Origin of the sequence: Paraburkholderia sp. JPY465 (genome assembly GCF_050436725.1) — a bacterium.
GTDB lineage: Bacteria > Pseudomonadota > Gammaproteobacteria > Burkholderiales > Burkholderiaceae > Paraburkholderia > Paraburkholderia youngii.
This window is the reverse complement of sequence record NZ_JBNDMT010000006.1, coordinates 1,253,162-1,274,028: the sequence shown is the minus strand read 5'-3', so window position 1 is coordinate 1,274,028 and position 20,867 is coordinate 1,253,162. Positions and strand designations below refer to the sequence as shown.

Below are 20,867 nucleotides of genomic sequence, written 5' to 3'. Positions count from 1 at the left end.
TGACGGCGTCGAGGGGACGCTCAGGGGACGCGTCGATCCTACCATGCACGCCAGACGATCATCGCTGCACTCATTGCGGCGGATCGCACCGGAGGATTTGCCATGAAGAACCTGGGTAAGCATGCGATCGTGATAGGCGCCGGAATGGGTGGGCTGCTGGCCGCGCGCGCGCTGTCGGATTTCTATTCCACCGTGACCGTGCTCGAACGCGATGCGTTTCCGGCAGAGGACAGCTGGCGCAAAGGCGTCCCGCAGGGCCGTCACACACATGGGCTGCTTGCCCGCGGCAGCGCGGTGCTCGAGGAGTTCTTTCCCGGATACAACAACGAGGTCGTCACGCAAAGCGGCGGGTTGCTCGGCGATGTCGTGAACGACCTGCTCTGGATCGGCCGCAACGTCACGCTTGCCAATGGCAACAGCGATTTGACCGGCCTTCTCGCGAGCCGTCCGGTGCTCGAAGGCCATCTGCGACGGCGGCTTCTGGCACTGCCGAATGTGCGCGCCATCGAGAACTGCGCGGTGCGAGGGCTCGCCAGCGACTCCGCCCGCGAGCGCGTGACGGGTGTGCGCATACGCGCCGAAGGCAAGCCCGAAGAGACCCTCGACGCGGATCTCGTCGTCGATGCGAGTGGACGCGGTTCGTCCAGCGCGACGTGGCTCGCGGTGCTCGGCTACCCGGCTCCCGTCAGCGAGAAGGTCGAGGTCGGCATCGGCTACACGACCCGCACCTATCGACGTCGGCCGACCGATCTCGACGGCAAGCTCGGCATCATCGTCGCCGGTAGTGCGCCGAACTGGCGAAACGGCGTGATCCTCGCACAGGAGAACGACAGTTGGATCGTCAGTACCGGCGGCTTTCTCGGCGACGAGGCGCCCGATAACGATGAGGGCTTTCTCGCGTATCTGGCGACGCTGCCGACCATGGAAATTCATGACATCGTCGCCGCAGCCCAGCCGTTGAGCGGCTACAGGCGCTACCGCTACGTCCACAGCTTGCGACGTCGCTACGAGAAGCTTGCACGCTTTCCCGGCAACTACCTGGTGTTCGGTGACGCAATCTGCAGCTTCAACCCGGTCTACGGACAGGGCATGACGGTCGCGGCGCAGGAGGCGCTGACGCTGCAACGGTGCCTGCTGCGCGCAGGCGCGCACGATCTTGCGCGGCGATTCTTCACGGAGGCCGCGAAAATCGTCGACGTTGCATGGGATATCGCGGTCGGCAACGACCTTCGCAATCCGCTCATCGAGGGCCGGCGGCCGCCGATGCTACGTTTCATCAACCGGTATATCGGCTGGCTTCACGTTGCCGCGACCCGCGACAGCGCATTGGCAACCGCGTTTCTGAAGGTCGTCAACCTGATGGTTCCACCGCCGTCGCTGCTGAGGCCGGCCATTGCCTGGCGCGTCTGGCGAGGCAACCGAAGCTCTGCGTCACCGCTTTCTCGCTCGCAATCGAGCGAGCCGCCCGCTAACGAGCGAATTGAACTAACGTAGATCAGGCAAGCCCAGCCATACCTGCATGCGCGAGTCCGCGCGGGTGCAGTTCCTGCCAAGACGGCCCCTTCCGTCGAAGCTTCCATTGATGATTGCGTCGAAAGGAGTACGACATGATCGGTGTATTCGTTACGTTTCGCTACGGCGACAATTTCGATGAACGAGCTGTGCGGACGATTGCCGAGACCGCACGTGGGGGGTTCGAGGGAATGCCGGGGCTACGTTCAAAGGCTTTCACGCTCAATTCCGCAAAGCGTGAAGCCACGAACTTCTACGTTTGGGACTCGGAGGACGCAGCCAAAGCGTTCTTCACCGATGAGCTCCGCGATCGGGTAACCGGTCTTTACGGTGTACGCCCCGACGTCGAATTCGTGCAGATTGCCGCGCTCGTGGAAAACGCTCGAACATGACATCGTGCAGCGTCGCGGGTAGACCAACACGAGATTGTCTACACCATGATGAATCCGTGCCGCATGCCGAGCATCACCGCCTCGGTGCGGTTGGTCGCACCGAGTTTGCCGAAGATGGACGACAGGTGGAATTTCACCGTGTTATCCGAGATGTCGAGTTGCCGCGCGATCTCCTTGTTGCCGAGTCCGTCGGCGAGCATCGCCAGCACTTCGATCTCTCGTAACGTCAACGCTTCGAACGTGTCGCCGGGTGCCTTCTGGCGCGACGGTCTCGTTTCGGCGAGCAGCCTTGCGAGGATGTCGGGCGTCAGCACGCAAAGGCCCGCGGCGACGGCTTCGATGGACGCGACGATTTCGGCTGGCATCGCGTTGCGCGGCAGGATGGCCGCCGCGTCGGCGAGCAGCGCATCGAGCATCCAGTCGCTGTCCGGGTCGTCGCTCAACAGCACGAGCGACGGCGACGCGTGCGAGAGTTCGAGCAGAGTCTTGAGCGCGTCGCTTGCCTCCGGCGCGATGTCGGTGACGATCACATCCGGCACCGAACCGGCGAGGCAATCGACGAGCTTTTCGGCGTCGGCTGCGCTACCCAGGAACTTGAGTGCCGGGTTCGCCTCGACAAGCGCTTGCAGGCTCGCGCGCTCTTGCCACGATGCCGCAATCACGGCGACCCGCAAAGGCGCTGTCTGTCCTGTCTGTCCATCCGACATTTCGTCCCTTCCCGGACCTCATCTGCACGAATTCCGTTGGGGCCGTTCGCCCACCGTGACCGAACACGCGTGGCGTTCGCCACCTCGAATCAAGGCGATCTGCAACTGCTGCCCAACGCTTGCCGAACCCAGCGCGGCACTGACGTCGCCCATGTCGCGGCAAGCCTTGCCGTCCAGTTCGATCAGTACATCGCCTATCAGCACGCCCGCCTGCTCCGCAGGGCCGCCCGGCGCAAGCGAGTTGATCAACAGGCCACTGCCGAACGACAGGTTCATTTCCTTGACCCAGGCTTCCGGCAGGCCGACCCGCTGCGTGCCGACACCAAGGTAGCCCCGCGACACGCGCCCTTTCGCCAGCAGTTCATCGGCGACGCGCTCCACGGTCGTCCCCGGAATCACGATGCCGGCGCCGCGCATCAGCGCCGACGTGCAGATGCCGACGACCTGCCCGCGCATATCCGCGAGGGCCGCCCCGGAGAAACCAGGGCGCAGGCCGCCGTCCAGTCGCACGAACGCATCGAGTTGTCCGCCTCTCCACGTGCGCCAGGCTCCCCCTACGCCGCCGATCACGCCAAAATCAGCGCTAACGCCGGAATCGTCCGCACGGGCGACGGCGAGCGCAAGATGACCCGGCTTCAGTGAGTGGGCATCGCCAGAATCGATCGGGTCGAGATCGACGCCGTCCAGTTTCAGCACGCCGACGTCGGAGCCCGGGTCCAGGCCCGCGAGGACCGCGGCGACCGTGCGGCCGTCGGTCAATGTGACTTCGATTCCTTCCTCACGCCTGATCGTGTGTGCGGCCGTCACGACGACGCCACGTCGCCAGATTACGCCGCTCGACGGCATGCGATGCCGGCCGTGTACCGCCACGACACTCCGCCCTACACGCGCGACGATGTCCGCCAGATTGTCCGAGAGATCCATCAAAGGATTGCCGCTCGAGGATGTGGTTTCCATTTCAAGCCCCCTGCCCATTGCGTGATGACGACGGATTCACAATGACAGAACCACGGGGGGCGCACACCACCCGAATGGGTAGCCGGGTAGATGCAGTTCGGACCTATTTCAACCCGCGCCTAGCGTCGCCCGCTACGGCCCCATACATAGCGCACCCATCGCTGCCAGCGGCTTTGCGGAGGAGCGGGCGCGTGGCGTGCAGTCTGCGCTTCGCGGTCGCGCTGGGCGGACTTCCGCACCTGTTCGTGGATCTGCCTCAAGCTCATGCCGCCTGGGCCTTTCAGCTCGTCGGGATCGGTAGCGGGATCGTCATCGGGATCGTCTGTCATCAGAGTCGCCTGTTGGTGAAGAGGCGACTTGATCTTGATACAGATGCCCAGCAGGAGCAAGTTGGACGCGGATCGCCGACCGGTGCGCCGTCCAACGGGCCTTGCCCGCCTGCCGTTCGTGAAGTAGATTTTTCTAATGAGGTTCGAGCCGGGAGGGACGGCCATGGAACTGAGTGTGGAACATGTCGAGGTTTGGGCAGCTACCATCGACGACAAACCGGGAGGTCTTGCGAAAGTCTTAAGCGTCTTGCGGGATGCTGGTGCCGACTTGCAGTTCATCGTGGCGCGTCGCACGCCAGAGGCATCGGGTAAGGGAGTCGTGTTCGTCGCTCCGCTACAGGGAGACAGTGTGACCCGCGCCGCCACCCAGGCGGGGTTCAGCGTCACGCCGAGCCTTCACTCCATCCGTGTAATGGGTCTGGACCAGTTGGGCATCATCGCGCAATTGAGCCAGATGCTGGCGGATGGCGGGATCAATCTCCGCGGCGTGTCGGCCGCTGTACTTGGCACGCAGTTCATCGCTTATCTCGCGCTCGACTCGCTGGACGACGCCGAAAAGGCGATTGACCTTCTACAAAGGGCCTGAAGTACCCGTACCGGACTGCGGACCGGCTTGGCTCTTGCTGGCAGCGAATCGCGATGCCGGTACCGAGGTCGGCAGGGATGAAGACACCGACGACCACAAGGCGGGTGCTTTGGGCGCTCTCGCTTTGCATTGTTGCGACTTGCATCGCAATTGGCGGGGTATTGCTGTTCGAGCTGTTGGTGGTCGGCCGTGCCGTCAGCGATTTCCGTCGGGACGCGGATCTCGCGCAGGTGGGCATCGCACGTGGCGAGCCGGCTACGCTCGAGGAGCGCATCAACCCGCCCTATCTGAAGCGGTACGGCCTGGACCGCAACCTGTATAAGGACATTCACGGAAACTTTTCGCCGACCGGCGCCGACTGGCGGCAATGGGGGCTGCGAACCAAGGTCGCGGCCACCGTGATGTGGCTGGGTCACGATCCACCGGGAACGTGGTGGACCTACGTTCAGATCAGGTGCGTTGATCGGTTTCCGGAAGCTCACACCGACAGCGAGCCGATCGTCGATGTTGCCGACGCTTGCCTCGGCGAGCCGCATTGATCGACGCACAGGCATTCAACGGCCTGTTCCCTGTCCCGCTGGTGATTTTTGATCATCGGAACGGCCAGCACCGAGCGCCTCGAGCAACGGCCGCAGCGCATTCAGTTCCGCGCCGAAGCCGCTCCAGTCTTCCGCCTTCAATCGCTCGATGGCGCGGTCGTAGTGAGCAAGTGCCTCTCGCGCGCGAGCATCCACCGTGCCCCGGGACGGCGATGACGCTCGCGCGGTCTGCTGGAATAGCGCCGCCAGCGCTTGATCCAGCGTATCCTCCATCACCACACGGTCGCCATAGGCGGCAATCACTCTCTTCATCTCCGGCAACTGACCGGACGCCGCGCGCAAATAGAGCGGAGAAACGTAGAGGATCGAGTTCTCGATCGGCACGACTACAAGATGACCGCGAATGACGCGTGAGCCCATCTGGTTCCACAGCGAGATCTGCTGCGAGATCTCGGTATTCTGCTGAATGCGCGCTTCGATCTGAAACGGCCCGTAGACCAGCTTGTCCTTCGGAAACGTATACACGATGAGCTTGCCGTACCCGGGCTGATCGCAGCGCGCCGCGAGCCACGCAATCATGTTCTCCCGCTGGCTCGGCACCATCGGCAGCATCAGAATGAACTCGGCGCGCGGATCGCCGGGGAGTCGCATGATCGTGTAATACGGCGGCATGGTACTGGCGGAGCTTCCGCCATCCATGCCGACCAGTTCCTGAGGAAACTGCCACAGGTCCTCGCGGTTGTAGAACACTTCCGGCGCATCCATGTGATACGCGCGGTAGAGCTGCGCCTGGATCAGGAACAGATCTTCGGGGTAGCGGATATGCTGCCGTTGACCCGCTGGCATCGCGTCCAAAGGCTTGAACATACCGGGGAAGATGCGCTCGTATGTGCGCAAGAGCGGGTCGGCGGGATCGCTGGCGTAGAAATCGACCGTGCCGTCATACGCATCGACCACGACCTTGACCGCGTTTCGAATGTAATTGGCGTTTTCGCCGAAACCGGGCCGGGAGTACGGAAACCACCGGCTGACGGTGTAGGCGTCCTGGATCCAGAACAGCCGCCCATCGCTCGCGACGACATAGGGGTCATGGTCGAGAGTCAGGAACGGCGCGATCGTCCGCACGCGGTCCTGAATGTTGCGGTGAAGCAGTATCCGGCTCTGGTCAGTGATATAGCCGCTCAGCAAAATGTTCGGATCGTCGAGCTGCCAGGCGAAGAGACTGCGGCGCCCCACACCGCCGAGCGTGACGCCGTCGCGCCCGCTATACCTCGTGTATGCATTGGTCGGCCTGCGCGGATAGTCGAACTCAGCTACGTTGCCGTTTACGATCACATAGTCCTGGCGGCCTTCACTGAAATACAGACGTGGTTCGCGAATGGCCGGGCCGCCGCTGGAGACGGGCGGAATATCGTGCAGATAGAAAGACGGTAAGCCTTCAGTGGACTTCTCGGTGACTGGCGACATCACGACGCCGATGCCGTGAGTAAAGATAAGGTGCAGGTTCACCCAGGTTTGGGCGTTGGATGGAAGCATCGCCGGGTCGAGTTCGCGCGCCGACAGCACCACCTGTCTGTATCCGCTATCGAGCTGATAGCGGTCGATGTCCACCGAAAGAAACTTGTAGTAAGTCCTGATCTCCTGCAACTGTGCGTAAGTGTCCATCAGCGGTGGCACATCCCATAGCCGGATGTTGTCGATGGTCGCCCGATTGGCCTGCAGCGAGTCGAGCGTCAATCCCTGCTCGGCCTCGAACGGTTTGACCTCGATGTTTGCGAGGCCGTATGCCTGTCGCGTTAGCGCGATCGTATGCTCGATATAGGGTGTTTCCAGTTTCAGCTCGCTCGGCTTGACATAGAAGCGCTGAAACAGCGATGGGTAGATCTCGGCGAACACAATCGAACTGCCGAATACGAGCAATGCGAGAACGACGGGCTGCAGATGGCTGCGCCGGCGCATGTTGATGCACAGGGCAACGGACGAGGCGGCTCCAAGGCCGATAAGCATCCACAGGACCGGCAACTCGACGTGGACATCGGTATAGCTCGCGCCGACCACGACGCCGTTGTCGCCATAGAGCAGCAGAAAGCGGTCGAGCCACCACGACCACGCCTTCACCGCAAAGAACAACCCGAGCAATGCGGAGCCATGAGTGATAGCGGCGGCCGACAGCGTGCGTGGTGGCCGCTCCAGCGCAATGTCGCCGCGCAACGCGTAGACCGCACCTGCCACGGCCGCGCTCCAGAACACTAGCTGCAGCAGCCAGTTCTTCAGAGCGACATACGCGGGGAGCGAGAAAAGATAAAAGCCGATGTCCCTGTCGAAGATCGGATCGCGCGCGCCAACAGGCACCTGATAAATGAAGCGAAGCGCGATGTCCCAGCTCGAAGCTTCGCTAGCGGCGACAACCAGCCCCAGGACGATCGCGGCGCAGGCAATACTGGCGCGCCAGGGAACGTGCGGCGCGATCAGTTCCGACAGTTCGACCGCAACCTCGCTCGCATGCGACGGATCGGCCGCTTGCGCTCGCAAGACATCGACGCGCCTCGCGTAACGATGCGCCAACATCCCCGACAGCCAGATCGCGCACGCCGAGATTACGAACACAGCCGCAAACAGCAGCACCCGCGCGGAAAGGAGGGTCCAGAAAACGCCACCATAGCCGACCGAGGAGAACCACAGCCAGTCGACGAGGACGCCGGTGATGCGGCCGACGACGATCAGCGCAACGACCACGGCCGCCACCGCGATTGCATAACGTCTCAGACGCACGCCGGACTTCACTTCCGACCGCATAGTCCCTCCTGTGCGTTGGCCGTCGCCGATGCCGTGCTGCGGTTGTGATCCTGGTTCGGATGGGCCGGGTCAGACAGCTTGAATTATTGTAGGAGCCATAGTCAGAATACTAGTGACCCTAGTTTCTACATGCTATCGAGTCCGCCGGACGGTTTCTCTGGCGGCGGCACACCCTTTGCTGCGATGAAACGGTCGAGTTCATTTCAAGAAAGGGGGACCCCTACCATGAAGCTCTACTATTCGCCTGGTGCCTGCAGCCTCGCCGACCATATCGCAATGCATGAGGCCGACCTCACTTTCGACAGGGTTCGCGTCGATTTGAAGTCGAAGCAGACCGAAACGGGGGAGCAGTTCAATCAGATCAATCCAAAAAGCTACGTCCCAACCCTCGAGATGGATGATGGTCAGCGGCTTACCGAGAATGTCGCGATTCTTTCGTGGGTCGCACAGCGCAAGCCTGCGCTTGCGCCCAATAGCGAACCTGGCAACCTGCGCCTGCTCGAGATGCTCGCGTTCATTTCGACAGAAATCCACAAGCAGTTCGGCCGTGTTTTCAAGCCCACTTCGGATGCTGAAGCAACGGCAGCGCGTGAGAAGCTCGGTCAACGCTTTCAGTTGATCGCCACCATGTTCTGGACTGACCCCCAGAAGTTGGACGGTTAAATGACTACGCCTGACCGAATCGAGCCCGATATTTGACGGGGCTCATGCCCTGCAATTTTAGCTTGATACGGTCATGGTTGTAGTATCGGATATAGTCCTTTATGCCGGTCTCCAGCTCGTTAAGGTTGTCGAATTTGTTCAAGCGAAAGAACTCCGCTTTGAGCGTTCCGAAGAAGCTCTCCATGGCGGCATTGTCGTAGCAGTTGCCCTTGCGCGACATGCTTTGTGTGATCGAGCGGGCCTCAAGAAGGCGCCGGTAGACCGGCATCTGGTATTGGGCGAATTCAACCGGTCGTCGCAACACCTTCTATCGAGGGGTGTTGCATGGGACGAAGTGTAAAGCAGGTGTATCGGTTGACGGGGCGAGGAGCGATGTACTCGCCGGGCGCGCCATCACTTGGACATGAGATCGAGCGTCGGTTTTGGCACCAGATCGCGACTGGCATTACAAGCGAGAAAGCAGCGGAGGCGGTAGGCGCATCTCAAGCGGTAGGCTCGCGCTGGTTCCGCTATCGTGGCGGCATGCCACTATTCATGTCGAAACCTATTGCGGGTCGATACTTGTCGTTCGCTGAGCGAGAAGAGATAGCATTGCTTTCTGCCCAGGGCCTCGGGGTGCGCGAGATCGCCCGCCGTATCGGACGCAATCCATCAACCGTTTCGCGGGAACTCACGCGCAATGCGGCGACCCGTGGTGGGTGCCTCGAGTATCGTGCTTCGGTCGCGCAGTGGAAGGCGGAACGGTTCGCTAAACGACCAAAGCCAGCGAAGCTGGCGACTAATGCACGGCTGCGTCAATATGTACAGGAGCGCCTGGAGGGCAAAGTACATGACGTTGATGGTCGTGAAATTGCCGGGCCCAGGCAGGCGCCGTTCAAGGGGCGAAATAAACCAAATCGCGGTGACCGAAAGTGGGTCAACGGCTGGTCACCTGAACAGATTGCCAATCGATTGCAGGTAGATTTCCCGGACGATGAGTGTATGCGCATCTCTCACGAAGCCATTTGAACCGCCCCGGGTTTCCCGGAGACTATTTTGCTTGAGTCATGCCACGGCGGCAGACCCAGCGAGATTTGCATAATAAGCGGCTTCGGCCTGCGCGGGTGGAATGTTGCCGATGGGGCCGAAGAGCCGACGATTGTTGAACCAGTCCACCCATTCGAGCGTCGCCATTTCAACGGCCTGCAGATTGCGCCACGGTCCGAGGCGATGGATGACCTCTGCCTTGTACAAGCCGTTGATCGTTTCAGCCAGTGCGTTATCGTAGGAGTCGCCCACGCTGCCCACCGACGGCTCGATGCCCGCCTCGACCAGCCGATCCGTATAGCGGATCGATACGTATTGCACGCCGCGGTCGCTGTGATGGATCAGCCCGTCCTGCTGCGCCGGCTGTCGTTCGTACAAGGCCTGCTCCAGTGCGTCCAGAACGAAGTCCGTGCGCGCCGAGCTCGACACGCGCCAGCCGACAATGCGTCGGGCGAACACGTCGATGATGAACGCGACATAGACGAAGCCCTGCCAGCTCGATACATAGGTAAAATCTGAAACCCACAGCGCATTGGGCCGTTCGGCCGTGAATTGCCGCTTCACCAGATCCTTCGGGCACGGCGTCGAACCATCGCTCACTGTCGTACGTACCGTCTTGCCCCGCACCACGCCGCGCAGGCCCATCTGCTTCATCAGCCGCTCGACCGTGCAGCGCGCCACGACAATGCCTTCGCGCTTCAATTGCGTCCAGACCTTGTCTGCGCCATAGACCTGGAAGTTTTCTTCCCACGCGCGCCGGATCTCATCCTTGAGCATCCTGTCACGCTGGGCCCGCGGCGGCACCAGGTCAGGATTGGCGCGGCGAGCCACATGGGTGTAGTACGTCGACGGTGCGATTGGCAGCACCCTGCAGATCGGCTCGACCCCGTAGACGTGCCGGTGATCATCGATGAACGTGATCATCACTTCGGTCGGCGGTCGAGCTCCGCCTGTGCGAAATACGCTGACGCCTTGCGCAGGATTTCATTGACCTGCCGAAGCTCACGTACTTCCCGCTCCAGTTCCTTGAGCCGATCCTGCTCCTGCGTACTCGTGCCCGGGCGCAAACCCCGATCCCGCTCCTCCTTGCGCACCCAGCTACGCAGCGTCTCGCCCGAGCAGCCAAACTTCGCCGCAATCGACGCGATCACTTTCCATTGCGATTCCCGGTCGCCTTGATGTTCCAGCACCATTCGCACAGCCCGCTCACGCACTTCCGGCGAGTATCTTGGGGATTTCTTCTTCGTGTTTTCCATAGCTCCATTTTCTCAAGAAGTGGAGTCTCCGGAAAACCCGGGGCGGTTCAATTTATCAAGCGCTCTATATTCAGGGGCGCGGCGCGCTCAAGCGCGAGCTGGTGGGCTGCCTGCGCACCGGTCGTGCGTTGCGCGTTCCCCGAGCGAGAGCGCGTGCCAAGGCGTGGGCGCACGTAAGCGAGGAGGTGATGATTTCCAGTCGGCCTGCAGAGGCGGAAGATCGTGCTGTGCCGGGCCATTGGGAAGGAGACCTGCTCATTGGCCTGAACCGATCCGCCATTGGGACGCTGGTGGAAAGATCAAGCCGTTTCACGATGCTCGTGCACTTACCCCGGGAGAAAGGCTATGGACTGATTCCGCGCACGAAAAACGGACCCGCGCTGGCCGGCTACGGAGCTGTCACGATGGCCAACGCACTCAAGAAGACCGTGGCGGACCTGCCTGCCCAGTTGTGGCGATCACTAACCTGGGATCGTGGCAAGGAGCTGTCCGATCACGCCCGCTTCACTATCGAGTCCGGCGTGAAGGTATTCTTCGCCGACCCGCACAGCCCATGGCAGCGCGGTACGAACGAAAACACCAATGGCCTTCTACGACAATACTTTCCAAAGGGCACAGACCTGTCCCGGTGGAGTGCTCGAGAGATCCAAGCCGTTGCTAACATATTGAATACCAGGCCCCGGAAAACGCTCGGCTGGAAGACGCCTGCGGAAGCGCTGGACGAGTACCTAAAATCTGTTCAACAATCCAGTGTTGCGACGACCGGTTGAATTCGCCTTGCCAGCCTTGGTCGGAATGTAAGATAACTTTGTCGCCCTGCTTGAGCCGACCAAACGCTTTCTTCAGCATCGTGCCTACCATGTCAAACAAAGGACGCCGGGCCATCTGGTACGCAATGATCTCGCCGTTATACAGGTCAAGCACTGGGGAGAGATAGAGCTTCTCTCCCCGAACGTTGAATTCGGTCACGTCTGTGACCCACTTCTGGTTAGGCAAATGCGCGTCAAACTGACGTTCAAGGATATTGGGCGCGATCTTGCCAACCTCGCCCTTATAGGCGCGGTATTTCTTGATCCGTACGCAGGACTTCAGACGCAGATCACCCATGAGACGCTGGATCGTTTTGTGGTTGACGGTCTGGCCCTCTTGTCGGATCGCAGCGGTGATTCGCCGGTAGCCGTATCGCCCTTTATGTCTGTCGAAGATAGCCTTGATCCGGGCCTTAAGGTCAGCATATTTGTCGACTAGCTGCAGCGCCTTCTGTTGATAATAGAAAGTGCTGCGCGCCAAGCCTGCCAGCTTGAGCAGACCGGCAAGAGGGTATTGGTGCCTTAGCTCGATCACGATTTGCGCTTTTTGCGCTGCGCTTGCGGCGCGGTCGTTTGAACCAAGGCATTGAGCTTTTTTAGATAGGCATTCTCCATGCGGAGGTTGTCCAGTTCCTTCATTAATTCGTCGCGAGTGCGCCCAGCGTCGCCCTTTGATGATCTCGGAGATTCTGTGGTCTGATGCTTTGTCATCTTCTTGCGGCGTAAGGAAGCGTGCGGAGACAAGGCCTCCAGTCCGCCTTGATCGTAGTTGCGCTCCCACGTAGCGATAATATTGAAGTTGCGAATATCAAACAGCGCGGCCGTTTGCCGATAGGAGAGGCTCTCGTCACGCATGCGTCGCAACACCGACAGCTTGAATTTTAAGCTATAGGTGGCCCGCGCCTTTTCCCTTACGCCAGCAGCACCATGCGAACGATAACCTGCCACCCATTTGCGTAGCGACGTAACATCCACATCATGGCGGCGAGCAACGACTTTGAGCCCCGCCGTTCCCGAACAATAATCCTTGACGACCGCGAGCTTGGTCTCTTCCGAATACTTGCCCACAAGACTCCCTGCAGAAGTGTCCAACTTCTCGGGGTCAGTTCATTCAGGGGTGGTTACCTGTTCGGCAGCGAAGCGAGTGTGGCTGATGCCTATTTGTTCACCATGCTGCTCTGGGCTAAAAAGATGGGTATCGAAGTGCCCGAGAAACTGGCAACCTTTGCCGAACTCATGCGCGCGCGTCCGGCCGTCCAGCTTGCGATGAAGCACGAGGGACTGGAATGATGAAGCACCGACCGTCGCCGCGCCCGCCAATGATTGTCTTCACCGCCTCGTAAGGTCCACGCCAGGCAAACGCGGCGCGGCGAAAACCATCCGGTCCTCGCCGCGCGCGTCACGCCTTGCCATTCACTCGACGACGAACGTCGCTTTCAACGCAACCGCATTCGCCAGGTTGTAGACGTTCGGAGACGTCGCCATCACCGCGTCGTGCACTTCCGCGAATTGCTCCCTGGTGCCGTTGCCCTTGATACGAACGGTGTAACGCAAACTCTCGTAGCCGTTCGCGACCTGCGGATCGAGCCCGAGAAACCCCCTCAGGTCGATGTCGCCTTCCGTTTCGATTTCGAGCGATTGCAGCGTGATCCCGCGAACCGCGCATTGCGCGACGTAGCCCACCGTCATGCACGCGTTCAACGCCGCGATCAGATGTTCCTGGGGATTCGCAAACCGGTTCGATCCGCCGAGTTCGCAAGGCTCGTCGATATCTATCGTGAATCGGCGCGGCACACGCTGGCCGCCGATCGAGAACCCGTCGACCTCCGCGCGACTATGCGTCTGGCCCTGCCAGACGGTCGCGACGCGCCAGCTGGACGCGGCTTTCGACACATCGCGCCTGACGTCGTCGATCAGCGCGAGCAGATCGTCGACGTTGAGTCCGTTGACGATATGCGCTTCGGTAGGCTGTACATTGGCATTCATATTTCTCTCCTTTAGCTGGATGAGTCGTGTGCGTCCGCGCGCTCAATGCATCGTGGCGAGGACCGCCCGGATGCGCGTCCCCTGCTCTTCGGAGACGAGCCCATCGAGCACTTCCGCGAAATGAGGATGATGCATACCGGAATGGAGGTACTGCCACCGGTAAGCGTGATGGAAATTCGCTTCGATCGACATGGCTTCGGCCTCGACTACGGCACGCCCGCAGTTCGCGATGAAATAGCGCGAGTCCGCTGCCGCCTGCACGCGCAAAATGCCGTCGAACGCGGTCAGCAGTTCGATGAACTCGTTGACCGCGTGATCGCGCGCCGCATCCGTCAGCGTAGCGTCGTGGCGTTTCCATTCGAGCTCGTCGAGAATCGCGTGCTGACTTTCTTCCTTCCAGTGGTAGAGAAATACATCTTTGAACAGCTCGGATAGCTGATCGTCAGGATGAATGCTCTGGCGGTAGTGAATCTGCGAGAACAGTTCGATATGCAGCGTCATGGCCAGCACCGCCCACGTGCTCTTGCCGAGGACCACGGCGGCAAGCGCATCGGGATCGACGTCGAAGCGATAACCGGCGGGCAGCGTTTCGCCGATCATTCGTTCGATGCGCCGAAACAGCGCCTGGTGTTTGAGCTCTTCGTCGCTGAAGCGCACCAGCGCTTCGAGCGCGACCTGATCGCCGAGCCAGTAGTCTCGGCTCACTTCCAGCACCTTGGCATTGATGAAGCGCTCGACCAGCCCGAATACGTTCGCGTAGGTGCGCCCCTGAATCTGGCTAACGAACCGCTTTTCCGCGTCCGACAGCGTGATGAAATCCGGCACCAGCGAGAGTCCGTCCGGCAAATACTTCTGGGACATATCGAAGGTACGGCCTCCGATCACATCACGGTCGATATCCCAATTGACCAATTTCGAAGCGCGAATGCATCGGGCGTAGCGATCGCGATCGGACAGCCGCAATACTGCGTTCATAGAAGTTCTCCCAATGTGGACCGCTGCGCGGTCCGGCGTTGAGCGTCGGTTCGCCGGGCGGAGCCAGTCGAATGGTCTGGCTTTCCGGCACGCTCAATTTACGATTGGGAGTCTGGAGGTTCTATGATCGAGTCGCCGCGCGATATGACTGAAACGCCGTTTCTTCTCGCTGCTTGCACGGATCGACAGACGAGGTCGTCGAGCCGGCACGGCGCCTCCTGGCAGACATCACCGGTCCGGCATTGCGGCGAGGCCACCCGGATGTTGCGAGGGCTGCGCTGATGTTGCCGCGCCGTTGGGCTGTCCCTTGCTCTTGCGCCAGCCGGCAGGCGGCATGCCGAATTCGCGTCTGAACGCGCGACTGAACGCGGCTTCCGACTCATAGCCGATCTGTTCCGCCACAGCGTTGAGCGGCTTGCTACCGGTCAGAAGTTCGTGCGCCGCAATCTGCATGCGCCATCTGGCGAGGTATTGCATCGGCGGCTGCCCCAGTAGATCGGTAAAGCGTTGCGCCAACGCGGAACGCGACAGGCCCACTTTGCGCGCAAGCTCCTCGACGGTCCACGCATGCGCCGACTGCGCATGAAGCAGCGAAAGCGCGCGCCCAACGTAGCGGTCACGCACGCCGGCCAGCCACCCGGTCTGGTTCTCAGGCAGCGCTTCGATACAGCTGCGGATCGCTTCGACGAAAAGCAGTTCCGATAGCCTGGCAAGCACGATCGTGCCGCCCGCGCGCGACTCGGCCGCTTCGGCGGCAGCAAGTTTGAGAGACGACTCGAGCCATGCCGCGCGCGGATCCTGGCGCATGTCGATCTTGAAGAGTCGTGGCAGCGCCGAGAGCAGCGGATTGTTCAAAGTATCGTCGCAGGCCAGAAAGCCGCACACGATGCGCGTCACAGCGCCCCCGCCGCCATGGGACAGCGTCATCACTTCACCGGGTGCTGTCGCCATCTGCCCGGCCAGCAGCGAGTCCGACGGCACCGGAGATAAGCCGATCGCGCTGCCCATGATGTGCGTTTCCCCTTGGGGCACCACGATCAGTTCGCCGGCATGGACGTGAATGGCCGAACCGGGATCGCCGGCCAGCTTCGCCCAGCAACTCCCCTCTGTGATCAGATGATAGGAAACGACGCGCTCGGAAGGCGGCAAATAAGCGCCGCAGAGCGATGCATCGGTGCGGCCGATCAGACACCACGGCGCGGTGAATGTCCCGTTCAGAAACACGGCGCCGCTCAGACGAACGGCGCGCAGAACATCAGAGACTGCATCCATGGATAGCTCGCGTGAAATGCGATTTCCCGGGCGAGAAACCTGGCCGTCGCGCAATCGCGAGGACGGCCAAGGGCTACATGTTATACCCGCTATCTCACGCGATGACAAATTCCTTACCGATGTTTTCGCGAAGCTTATGAAGCATTTTGCGGGTCGGCTGGAGACTCGCGCAATGCGTCGGCGAGAAGTGGACGATCGGTCAAGAAACATCGACTCACGGGCAGGACGGCAGCGGCATGTCGCAGGCAGAGTTCACGACAGGAAGGAACATCACGGATCGACGTCATCCGTACTTCGGCAGTCAAGCCTTCCTCGGACTTTTAGAACCTGGCGCGTCGCTGAACTGACTGCTTCGCGCGAACACTACAGCGTGAGATACCGATGAAAAGCCTGATAAGCCGTGCGATCTACCACCCGATCATTGCGCTTTCCGTTTTCTATCTGGTCGACGTTATGCATCACGTCGACTACAGCGTCGCCGGCGCGTTGCTGGTGCTGACCACCAAGACGGTCTCGCGTGTTTTAAGTCTTTTCGACAAGGGATAGACCTGGGATACGAAGCGGCGCCGTAATTCAGCGGTGACATAAAAGGTGCTGGCTGCGATCGGCAAATCAGCGAAAAGAGGCCAGAAAAATGGCCTTTTCGCGATGCAAATGCGCGGAGATGATCGATAGAATTTTCTGTAGCGCGTTACGCACCATGACGCGTCCGATATCTGTGGGATCGCGTTCCCACAGCGGATTTCCGGTTAATTCAGCATGACACGGCTCGCACGGCACTACGTCCCCGAACAACCGCAACACGTTATCTTGCAGGGAATCGCGGGCCCTGCATTCCTGGACGAGGGAGACTACCTGTACTTCCTCGCCTGTCTGGCAGACGCCGCGCGCGTCGCCGATCTGGCAGTCCACGCGTGGGTGCTCATGCCTGACGCGGTCCAGTTCCTCGTCACGCCTTCATACGAATCGAGCGTGGCCATGGCGATGCAGGCAGTGTGCCGCCGCTATGTCGAGACCTTCAACCGCCGCCATGGACGCCGCGGTGCGGTGTGGCGCGGCGGGTACCGGGCGACGGTGATCGAGCCCGAGCGGTATTTCCTGCTCACGAGCCAGGTCATCGATCAGGCGCCGGTGCGCAAGCGTCTTGTTGCCGACCCGGCAAACTACCAGTGGTCGAGTTGCGCGCACCACATTGGGTCGCGTGTGGATAGCTTCATCAAGGATCACGCGCTGTACCGGGCGCTCGGCAATACGCCGTTCGAGCGCCAACAGGCTTACCGCGATCTGGGCGCGCAGCCGCTCGACGAATGCGAGGTCGATAACCTGATGCAGGCGACGCTCAACGGCTGGGTGCTCGGCAGCGCCGCGTATTGCGAGTGGGCGGCGCGGACAGCCAATCGGCGTTTGATGCCACTACTGCTGCGCGACCGCCCGTCCACGGTTCGCACGGCACGCGCGCTCGCACACGTGGGCTAAGCAAAGGAGAAACGAAACGGAATTCAGTCTTTCTGCTGTCCGGCCATTTCCGTGGCCACTTGAATTCCGTTGTCCAACGCGGTTTCCTCCAGAGCGTAAGCGATACCCGGTTGATGGCGCACTTCCTTGATCACGTTCCGAGAACGGTCGATGTGGATGATTTCAAATGTGTAGCCACCTTCCGCTACCCCAATGGTTACGATCCGGTATGTATGGTTGCCTTTAGTGATCGTTCTAGTGGGCATCGATACCTCGCGTCCGCGTCATGTTTCTCCTCCATCCGATAAGCCATTTCATTCCGAACTCGATTTGCTCGAAAAGCCTTCGACCAAACTCAGCTCGGCCAGCGTTCAATCTATGAAGTGCGGATTAAGGCAGGCTTAAAGTTTCGATTCGCAAATTGCGCGATTCGACGCATGTCGACGCAATACCCGTGCTGCCCCTTACATACAATAGCGAGGTCATCTTCTACGATCAGGTGGTGACTGAATGCACGGCTTATTCGTTCAAGGCGACAGGCAGTCGGTCCCGCAGCAGTCAACGCAATTGGCAAGTGTCGGTGGAATATATTCCTTCAACCATTGCAGCATCACGGGTCCGACCGTGAACCACGATGGAGGCAGCATGCGCAGAAGAAGCTTCTTACAAACAGGTGCCGCGGTTCTGGCAGTCGCGGGTGTGGCGCTGAGCGGGTCTGCGGTCACGTTGAGTGACGCCGTTGCCGCCGAATCCAACGCATCGAAGCGGCAGGTCATCGATGCGAAGGTCAACGAGACCCTGACGCGGCTGTTCGAGACGGTCAAAGGTTCAAGAGAACTCGTCGACAAGGCGAACGGCGTACTCGTGTTCCCGTCCGTGCTCAAGGTCGGCTTCATCGCGGGTGGCCAATACGGTGAAGGCGCTTTGCGGGTGCACGGGAAATCGGTCGGCTACTTCAAGACGATATCGGGATCGTTCGGGTTGCAGGCGGGCGCGCAGTCGAAGGCCATGATCTTTCTGTTCATGACGCAAGAGGCGCTCGACAGCTTTCGCAAATCCAATGGATGGTCGGTCGGTGGCGAAGGTTCGGTCGCGCTCGTGAAGGTCGGAGCGAACGGCACGATCGATACGACAACGGCCACCGAACCCGTTCAGGCGATCGTGCTGACGAATTCAGGTCTGATGGCTGACGTGTCGCTGGCCGGCACGAAGGTTTCTCGACTGAAAATCTGACGGCATTGCTTGCGGCGTTTGTCTGACAGGGCTTTGCGCTCGTCGCGCAGGGCCCCGGATTTCACGCGCAACACATCGCAACTCGCATCTGTGCGAACCCCTCGCGGTAGCGCGCGGCGAGGTGTGTGGCCGTCCGCCCCAGCAACGCCCGGTCGATCGTCAGCGCATCGAGCATTGCTTCCGAAAGAGCCTCGATCCCGACGCTGCCCGGCACGCCCGCTGGCTCCCACGTCGCGGCAAACGCGGACTGTTTCGTCGCGTCATGCGCGCGCGCCGGATGAACGAAATTCACCCGCGGCACGCCGAACGCCATCGCGACGATCCGTCCGTGCAGGCTGCTTCCCGCATAGGCCGCGGCATCGGCGATCAGTGCGCAGATGTCCCATATCTCCAGCGAACGGAAGAGTTGAGTACGTGAGACCTTCATCCGTGCTGCAATCCGTTCGTAGCACGCCATATCGTCATGCCAGGGCGCGGCACCCGCTCGGAAAAAGACGCTACCAAGCCCGCTCTCGTTCGACACGCGATCGAGCTCGCTCGCTAGCACACCGAGCGTTCTATCGTCGCCGAAGTCCGCACTGAACTGCACGGCGACATATCCGTCCGGAAACGCCCGCAGCAAATTCGCCACGCCGCTCCGCTCTTTGCGAGCGCGAATGGTCGCGCCGAACAACTCGGCCACCATCACCGCCGGGTCCGGCACGAGCCGCGCGACAATGCCCGCCGCGGCGAGCCCGTTCTGCGTGTGGACGTCGCGCACGCTGACGTCGTCGGCTTGCGTGAGCTTCGCGAGGACTTCTGCTCGCATGCAGGGGTCCAGCCGCTCGACATCGACGCCGCCAACCGCTTGATAAATGACGCTCGACGCAAAGGGAAACATCTCACGGGACGCCATGTAGGGAGCAAGCGCATCGAGACCCGTCAGCGCACGTGCCCATGCGCGTCGCTCATCGTGATGTGCATCCAGTCGCGCGATGATCTTCCGTGCCTCGTCCCGCGGCAGCAGCATCACCGCCGCCTCCCAGTCGCCGCAAGTCAGGATCTCGCCGCCTGCGTGCACGATATGCACGCGGTCCTTGCCGCGTTCGGCGGCCAATTGCGCGAGCGCCTGTACAGCGTGACCGCCGTGGACGCGCAGGTCGCGCTGCGCGAGGCCGGCGAAGATCACGTCATCGCGCGCAAGCAGTCTTGCGACGACGTGAGGGAACAGCAGATCACCCAGGTTGTGGCGATCGAAGGCGCCGAACAGCACTACCGCATCATGTTTTCCAGTGTCTCGCATCATGATTTGCGACCGACCCTCTGCGAAGGGCGGCTACGGTGCTCACCGGGATCCTCTGCGGCGCCACCTGCCGCCGCACCGGCTGGAGCCCGCCGCTTGTCGCGCCATTCCTCCACCTGCCACGCAATCAGCCCCGGCAGAAAGACGATGATGTCACGAAAACGGCGCGCACCCGCGAGCGCCAGGCATAGCTGCGGAGGAAAACCAAGCACCGTACCGATTAGCAGAAACCCACCTTCCTGAACGCCGAGCGCGCCAGGCACAAAGAACGCGATGCTGCTGAGCGCCTGGATCAGCGACTCGAGCACGAGTGCCTGCAGGAAACCTGCTTTGGCCGACAGAAAATAGAGCGCGAGCCATAGCTCGAGCGCGGTCGCGATGCATTGGAGTGATTGCCAGATGAGCAGGTAACGGATGATCACGCCAGGCTGATGCCAGAGCTCGCTGATCGACTGATCGATGCGGACCGACTCGCCGACGAGCGAGCGGAATTTGCCGCTGGTGATGCGATTGAACAGCTTCGTCAGACGGGCGAACGGACTCGCGCGCTGCACGAACGAAAACGCCAGAAGCAGAACCGCCAGAATGGCGATGCCGCCTCCGAGCCTGGCCGCAAGGTGCAACGCCGCGGCGCCCGCATGGGCGATCAGATAGCCGATTGCCGCAATGGCGAACAGCATTTCGCTGATCAGCGTCAGTTGCAGATCGACGACGAGGCTCGCCATGGCGGGGGCCGGCTCCATGCCCCATTTGCGCATCATGCGAAAGGTCACGACTTCGCCGCCCACTCGGGCGACGGGCAACATGCCGTTCACGGACTCCCGAATCCAGACGAGGCGCAGTACGGCGAACAGATTCGGGCGTATCGGGCCGCGCATCAGCATCTGCCAATTCCTCGCGTTGGCGAGCATCGGCAGAACATGGACCATCCCTGCAAGCGCGAGCCCGGCGCCGGCCGCGCGCATCAAACCGAGCACCTTCTGCGCGTCGACGTGCCACACGAGCCAGACGGCAATAGCCAGGCCGGCAAGTGCGGCAACCCGGGCGAGATATTTCATAAGCTGGTGGCAGCATCCTGTCGGATGTTTTCAG

Annotated in this window: 18 protein-coding genes, 6 pseudogenes and 1 other annotated feature; of the genes and pseudogenes, 11 read left to right on the top strand and 13 right to left on the bottom strand. The window is 61.0% G+C overall.

From position 1 onward, the window contains the following. The first annotated feature begins 102 nt into the window (after positions 1 to 102). Positions 103 to 1,494 (top strand): FAD-dependent oxidoreductase, encoded by a 1,392-nt coding sequence (locus QFZ94_RS39255; protein WP_429463291.1) that lies wholly within the window; start codon positions 103 to 105, stop codon positions 1,492 to 1,494. A 113-nt stretch (positions 1,495 to 1,607) separates the two neighbouring features. Beyond that, on the top strand, positions 1,608 to 1,904 hold the full coding sequence (locus QFZ94_RS39250; protein ID WP_429463289.1) for a hypothetical protein: 297 nt from the start codon (positions 1,608 to 1,610) through the stop codon (positions 1,902 to 1,904). Positions 1,905 to 1,942: 38 nt separating this feature from the next. Here the strand turns inward: QFZ94_RS39250 and QFZ94_RS39245 are convergent, their stop codons facing one another. From QFZ94_RS39245 to QFZ94_RS39235, 3 genes are all read right to left on the bottom strand, one after another. Further along, a complete protein-coding gene (locus tag QFZ94_RS39245; protein ID WP_410850875.1) occupies positions 1,943 to 2,611 on the bottom strand; it encodes a response regulator transcription factor in 669 nt (222 codons plus the stop codon). Between the two features lie 18 nt (positions 2,612 to 2,629). Next, the gene (locus tag QFZ94_RS39240) at positions 2,630 to 3,535 is read right to left on the bottom strand and encodes a S1C family serine protease (RefSeq protein ID WP_429463682.1); all 906 of its coding nucleotides are present in this window, start codon (positions 3,533 to 3,535) and stop codon (positions 2,630 to 2,632) included. Positions 3,536 to 3,687: 152 nt separating this feature from the next. Continuing rightward, positions 3,688 to 3,897 (bottom strand): hypothetical protein, encoded by a 210-nt coding sequence (locus tag QFZ94_RS39235; RefSeq protein ID WP_410850876.1) that lies wholly within the window; start codon positions 3,895 to 3,897, stop codon positions 3,688 to 3,690. A 163-nt stretch (positions 3,898 to 4,060) separates the two neighbouring features. On the opposite strand from QFZ94_RS39235, the gene QFZ94_RS39230 reads away from it, so the two are divergent. Further along, the gene (locus tag QFZ94_RS39230; RefSeq protein ID WP_368581389.1) at positions 4,061 to 4,483 is read left to right on the top strand and encodes an ACT domain-containing protein; all 423 of its coding nucleotides are present in this window, start codon (positions 4,061 to 4,063) and stop codon (positions 4,481 to 4,483) included. Positions 4,484 to 4,560: 77 nt separating this feature from the next. Next, positions 4,561 to 5,022: a hypothetical protein gene (locus tag QFZ94_RS39225; RefSeq protein WP_429463286.1), complete on the top strand. Its 462-nt coding sequence runs from the start codon at positions 4,561 to 4,563 to the stop codon at positions 5,020 to 5,022. A gap of 15 nt (positions 5,023 to 5,037) precedes the next feature. On the opposite strand, the gene QFZ94_RS39220 is transcribed toward QFZ94_RS39225, so the two are convergent. Continuing rightward, entirely contained in the window at positions 5,038 to 7,818 is a 2,781-nt protein-coding gene (locus QFZ94_RS39220) for a UPF0182 family protein (RefSeq protein WP_429463284.1), read from the bottom strand. A 225-nt stretch (positions 7,819 to 8,043) separates the two neighbouring features. Between QFZ94_RS39220 and QFZ94_RS39215 the strand changes: the two are divergent. Continuing rightward, positions 8,044 to 8,460: pseudogene (locus QFZ94_RS39215) on the top strand (glutathione S-transferase N-terminal domain-containing protein); the annotation flags it as partial. A 25-nt stretch (positions 8,461 to 8,485) separates the two neighbouring features. Here the strand turns inward: QFZ94_RS39215 and QFZ94_RS39210 are convergent. Continuing rightward, positions 8,486 to 8,758 (bottom strand): annotated as a pseudogene (locus tag QFZ94_RS39210) (IS3 family transposase); the annotation flags it as partial. A 68-nt stretch (positions 8,759 to 8,826) separates the two neighbouring features. On the opposite strand from QFZ94_RS39210, the pseudogene QFZ94_RS39205 reads away from it, so the two are divergent. Beyond that, positions 8,827 to 9,486: pseudogene (locus tag QFZ94_RS39205) on the top strand (transposase); the annotation flags it as partial. A 39-nt stretch (positions 9,487 to 9,525) separates the two neighbouring features. Here QFZ94_RS39205 and QFZ94_RS39200 read toward each other — a convergent pair. After that, positions 9,526 to 10,763 (bottom strand): IS3 family transposase gene (locus tag QFZ94_RS39200; protein ID WP_429458928.1). Its coding sequence is split into 2 segments (ribosomal slippage): positions 9,526 to 10,460 and positions 10,460 to 10,763, totalling 1,239 coding nucleotides; the frame shifts between segments, so codons are not numbered across the junction. Then, positions 10,357 to 10,473: a sequence feature (AL1L pseudoknot), on the bottom strand. It overlaps the preceding gene by 117 nt. A gap of 47 nt (positions 10,764 to 10,810) precedes the next feature. Here QFZ94_RS39200 and QFZ94_RS39195 point away from each other — a divergent pair. Beyond that, positions 10,811 to 11,533, top strand: a pseudogene (locus QFZ94_RS39195) (IS30 family transposase); the annotation flags it as partial. 7 nt (positions 11,534 to 11,540) lie between these two features. Here QFZ94_RS39195 and QFZ94_RS39190 read toward each other — a convergent pair. Continuing rightward, positions 11,541 to 12,640 (bottom strand): annotated as a pseudogene (locus QFZ94_RS39190) (IS3 family transposase); the annotation flags it as partial. A gap of 45 nt (positions 12,641 to 12,685) precedes the next feature. Here QFZ94_RS39190 and QFZ94_RS39185 point away from each other — a divergent pair. After that, positions 12,686 to 12,862: pseudogene (locus QFZ94_RS39185) on the top strand (glutathione S-transferase C-terminal domain-containing protein); the annotation flags it as partial. A 123-nt stretch (positions 12,863 to 12,985) separates the two neighbouring features. On the opposite strand, the gene QFZ94_RS39180 reads toward QFZ94_RS39185, so the two are convergent. From QFZ94_RS39180 to QFZ94_RS39170, 3 genes are all read right to left on the bottom strand, one after another. Continuing rightward, positions 12,986 to 13,558: an OsmC family protein gene (locus QFZ94_RS39180; RefSeq protein WP_429463282.1), complete on the bottom strand. Its 573-nt coding sequence runs from the start codon at positions 13,556 to 13,558 to the stop codon at positions 12,986 to 12,988. Between the two features lie 42 nt (positions 13,559 to 13,600). Next, positions 13,601 to 14,533, bottom strand: coding sequence for a hypothetical protein (locus QFZ94_RS39175; protein ID WP_429463280.1), 933 nt, complete (start codon positions 14,531 to 14,533; stop codon positions 13,601 to 13,603). Between the two features lie 228 nt (positions 14,534 to 14,761). Then, the gene (locus tag QFZ94_RS39170) at positions 14,762 to 15,805 is read right to left on the bottom strand and encodes an AraC family transcriptional regulator (protein WP_429463277.1); all 1,044 of its coding nucleotides are present in this window, start codon (positions 15,803 to 15,805) and stop codon (positions 14,762 to 14,764) included. Positions 15,806 to 16,186: 381 nt separating this feature from the next. On the opposite strand from QFZ94_RS39170, the gene QFZ94_RS39165 reads away from it, so the two are divergent. Continuing rightward, positions 16,187 to 16,351, top strand: a complete 165-nt coding sequence (locus QFZ94_RS39165) for a hypothetical protein (RefSeq protein ID WP_429463275.1) — start codon at positions 16,187 to 16,189, stop codon at positions 16,349 to 16,351. Positions 16,352 to 16,564: 213 nt separating this feature from the next. Next, a complete protein-coding gene (locus QFZ94_RS39160; protein WP_368581381.1) occupies positions 16,565 to 17,281 on the top strand; it encodes a transposase in 717 nt (238 codons plus the stop codon). 23 nt (positions 17,282 to 17,304) lie between these two features. Here the strand turns inward: QFZ94_RS39160 and QFZ94_RS39155 are convergent, their stop codons facing one another. Then, positions 17,305 to 17,526 carry a hypothetical protein gene (locus tag QFZ94_RS39155; RefSeq protein WP_368581380.1) on the bottom strand — a complete coding sequence of 74 codons (222 nt, stop codon included), beginning with the start codon at positions 17,524 to 17,526 and terminating at the stop codon, positions 17,305 to 17,307. A 379-nt stretch (positions 17,527 to 17,905) separates the two neighbouring features. Between QFZ94_RS39155 and QFZ94_RS39150 the strand changes: the two genes are divergently transcribed. Then, positions 17,906 to 18,493, top strand: a complete 588-nt coding sequence (locus tag QFZ94_RS39150; protein WP_410850881.1) for a BPSL1445 family SYLF domain-containing lipoprotein — start codon at positions 17,906 to 17,908, stop codon at positions 18,491 to 18,493. A 61-nt stretch (positions 18,494 to 18,554) separates the two neighbouring features. Here QFZ94_RS39150 and QFZ94_RS39145 read toward each other — a convergent pair whose 3' ends face one another. Both QFZ94_RS39145 and QFZ94_RS39140 read right to left on the bottom strand, forming a co-directional pair. Then, positions 18,555 to 19,778 carry a polysaccharide pyruvyl transferase family protein gene (locus QFZ94_RS39145; RefSeq protein ID WP_429463272.1) on the bottom strand — a complete coding sequence of 408 codons (1,224 nt, stop codon included), beginning with the start codon at positions 19,776 to 19,778 and terminating at the stop codon, positions 18,555 to 18,557. Then, positions 19,775 to 20,833, bottom strand: coding sequence for a lysylphosphatidylglycerol synthase domain-containing protein (locus QFZ94_RS39140; RefSeq protein WP_429463270.1), 1,059 nt, complete (start codon positions 20,831 to 20,833; stop codon positions 19,775 to 19,777). The genes QFZ94_RS39145 and QFZ94_RS39140 overlap by 4 nt, the downstream gene beginning before the upstream one ends. Positions 20,834 to 20,867: the final 34 nt, after the last annotated feature.

Excerpts from the sequence above, each read along its gene's own strand:
- QFZ94_RS39255 (WP_429463291.1), top strand. The coding sequence starts at position 103 with ATGAAGAACCTGGGTAAGCATGCGATCGTGATAGGCGCCGGAATGGGT.
- QFZ94_RS39160 (WP_368581381.1), top strand. The coding sequence starts at position 16,565 with ATGACACGGCTCGCACGGCACTACGTCCCCGAACAACCGCAACACGTT.
- QFZ94_RS39245 (WP_410850875.1), bottom strand. The coding sequence starts at position 2,611 with ATGTCGGATGGACAGACAGGACAGACAGCGCCTTTGCGGGTCGCCGTG.
- QFZ94_RS39155 (WP_368581380.1), bottom strand. The coding sequence starts at position 17,526 with ATGCCCACTAGAACGATCACTAAAGGCAACCATACATACCGGATCGTA.
- QFZ94_RS39230 (WP_368581389.1), top strand. The coding sequence starts at position 4,061 with ATGGAACTGAGTGTGGAACATGTCGAGGTTTGGGCAGCTACCATCGAC.
- QFZ94_RS39140 (WP_429463270.1), bottom strand. The coding sequence starts at position 20,833 with ATGAAATATCTCGCCCGGGTTGCCGCACTTGCCGGCCTGGCTATTGCC.
- QFZ94_RS39220 (WP_429463284.1), bottom strand. The coding sequence starts at position 7,818 with ATGCGGTCGGAAGTGAAGTCCGGCGTGCGTCTGAGACGTTATGCAATC.
- QFZ94_RS39235 (WP_410850876.1), bottom strand. The coding sequence starts at position 3,897 with ATGACAGACGATCCCGATGACGATCCCGCTACCGATCCCGACGAGCTG.
- QFZ94_RS39165 (WP_429463275.1), top strand. The coding sequence starts at position 16,187 with ATGAAAAGCCTGATAAGCCGTGCGATCTACCACCCGATCATTGCGCTT.
- QFZ94_RS39180 (WP_429463282.1), bottom strand. The coding sequence starts at position 13,558 with ATGAATGCCAATGTACAGCCTACCGAAGCGCATATCGTCAACGGACTC.
- QFZ94_RS39150 (WP_410850881.1), top strand. The coding sequence starts at position 17,906 with ATGCGCAGAAGAAGCTTCTTACAAACAGGTGCCGCGGTTCTGGCAGTC.
- QFZ94_RS39175 (WP_429463280.1), bottom strand. The coding sequence starts at position 14,533 with ATGAACGCAGTATTGCGGCTGTCCGATCGCGATCGCTACGCCCGATGC.
- QFZ94_RS39170 (WP_429463277.1), bottom strand. The coding sequence starts at position 15,805 with ATGGATGCAGTCTCTGATGTTCTGCGCGCCGTTCGTCTGAGCGGCGCC.
- QFZ94_RS39240 (WP_429463682.1), bottom strand. The coding sequence starts at position 3,535 with ATGGATCTCTCGGACAATCTGGCGGACATCGTCGCGCGTGTAGGGCGG.
- QFZ94_RS39145 (WP_429463272.1), bottom strand. The coding sequence starts at position 19,778 with ATGATGCGAGACACTGGAAAACATGATGCGGTAGTGCTGTTCGGCGCC.
- QFZ94_RS39250 (WP_429463289.1), top strand. The coding sequence starts at position 1,608 with ATGATCGGTGTATTCGTTACGTTTCGCTACGGCGACAATTTCGATGAA.
- QFZ94_RS39225 (WP_429463286.1), top strand. The coding sequence starts at position 4,561 with ATGAAGACACCGACGACCACAAGGCGGGTGCTTTGGGCGCTCTCGCTT.